The organism is Microseira wollei NIES-4236 (genome assembly GCF_020521235.1).
GTDB classification, from domain to species: domain Bacteria; phylum Cyanobacteriota; class Cyanobacteriia; order Cyanobacteriales; family Aerosakkonemataceae; genus Microseira; species Microseira wollei.
Genome location: NZ_BLAY01000403.1, coordinates 1 through 2,180, shown reverse-complemented (window position 1 = coordinate 2,180; position 2,180 = coordinate 1). Strand labels below are relative to the sequence as shown.

Here is a 2,180-nt window from a genome sequence, read left to right as displayed (position 1 = left end):
GTCTTTGCCCAAAAGGCGAAGATTTTCCACTGCCGTGCCCCGACGACCAATGTTGATATCCCAGGGAACATCAATAGTCTTTGCCCAAAAGGCGAAGATTTTCCACTGCCGTGCCCCGACGACCAATTTTGATCGTTTGGATGCAACCGGAAACGATATTACAACCCACAAGTGCGGTTAAATACCCGTGAATCGCTTCTGCAACTGCTGCCCTCGCGAGATCGCTCGCGACCGTTCAGGATTAATCTGGATTATAGGAGATCTTTCGCTCCTACCAAGTCTTGAGGGTAACTAGCCGCCGTGAGAATTTTGCTAGTAGAAGACGATGAGCATCTGGCTCAAGTGCTGAAAGACACGCTGACAAACCAGCATTATCTAGTCGATCTGGCTCCAGATGGTCAGGTTGGTTGGAACTTGGCTGAAGGTATCCAATATGACTTGATTTTGCTCGATTTGATGCTGCCTAAGCTCGACGGAATTAGTCTTTGCCAACGGCTGCGACAAGCTCAAAATAGCACCCCCGTGCTTTTAGTCACTGCCCAAGATGCCAGTACCAGCAAGGTGATGGCGTTAGACGCCGGGGCAGATGATTACGTCGTTAAACCATTTGATTTGCAAGAGTTATTAGCCCGGATACGCGCTTTACTGCGTCGAGGCAATACCACCAGTTCCCCAGTTATAGAGTGGGGAAATCTTCGTCTTGACCCCAGTAGCTGTGAAGTTACTTACAACGGTCAACTCTTGCATTTGACTGCTAAAGAGTATGGCCTGCTAGAGCTTTTCTTACGCAACAGTAATAAAATATACAGTTCCAGTGCGCTGCTCGATCACCTTTGGTCATTTGACGAACCCCCTTCAGAAAATGCCGTCAGAGCGCATATTAAGAGTTTGCGATCTAAACTCAAACAAGCTGGGGCTAAAGCCGATCTGATCGAAACAGTCTATCGCCTGGGGTATCGGCTCAAACCCAAAGAAACAGAGCAGGTGAGCAGAAAAGACGCGGAGAGTGGGAGACGCGGGGACGGGTCGAGTTTTGCAGAGACATTCCCCGCGTCTCCGTGTCCCCGTGTCCCCGCCTCCTCTTCCCCCGCGTCCTCTGCCACATCAGCTATTACTGGTATCTGGAAGCGATATAAAGAGACTTACCTGGCTCGGATCGCGGTTTTGGAACAAGCGATCGCTGCCCTAGAACAAAGCAAGCTGACTGAAGAATTACGCCAGTCCGCTGTCAGGGAAGCACACACCCTCGTGGGTTCCCTGGGCAGCTTTGGTTTCGATAAAGCCTCCCACCTCTCGCGTCAAATCGAACAAACCTTTAAAGCCGATACAAACCCGAATCCGGGGCAAATAGAGCATTTACCTCAACTCGTTCTGGCGTTGCGGCAAGAATTGGAGCGAGATCCAGCCACTTCCCCGCTACCAACTCCTGCACCGATTCCCGTCAAGCAGCAATCCCAACTGTTAATTGTCGATGACGATACCGCCCTCACCGCACATTTGGTAACCCAGGCTACCACCTGGGGAATGCAAGCTGCGGCTGCTGATAATTTATCCATTGCCAGAGAATTTATCGCCCATACCCGCCCCGATGTGGTGCTGCTCGATCTGTGCTTTCCCGACTCGGCAGAAAATGGGTTTGGATTGTTAGCGGAATTGGCAACTGATCAACCCCCGATACCAGTGTTGGTGTTTACCGCCCGCGAGGGGTTGAGCGATCCGATCACCGCTGCCCAACTCGGGGCTAGGGGTTTCCTGCACAAACCCGTGTCGGCGAGTCGGGTGATGGAAGCGATCGCGCAAATCCTGCAACAATCCGCCACCCCCGAAGGCAAGTTACTCGTAGTCGATGCCGAGCCCCAAGTGTTCGATTTGTTACGCACATTACTAGAACCTTGGGGCTTCGAGCTTACCCTACCAAAGAACGCGCAAAATTAATCGCAGGTGAGCAGGTGAGCGATTTGCCGCCAGATCAATCAGGGTAGGGGCACGGCATCAGAGTTTTGTCGCCAGTTGAAAGATTGTAGGATGCCGTGCCCCTACTGAGATCGATTTGCCGCCAGATCAATCGGGGTAGGGGCACGGCATCAGAGTTTTGTCGCCAGTCGAAAGATGGTCAGATGCCGTGCCCCTACTGAGATCGATTTGCCGCCAGATCAATCGGGGTAGGGGCACGGCATCAG

Annotated in this window: 1 protein-coding gene; it reads left to right on the top strand. The window is 52.2% G+C overall.

The annotated features are described in order from the left end of the window. The first annotated feature begins 300 nt into the window (after positions 1–300). The gene (locus MiSe_RS48735; protein WP_226594698.1) at positions 301–1,935 is read left to right on the top strand and encodes a response regulator; all 1,635 of its coding nucleotides are present in this window, start codon (positions 301–303) and stop codon (positions 1,933–1,935) included. The last annotated feature ends 245 nt before the right edge of the window (positions 1,936–2,180 follow it).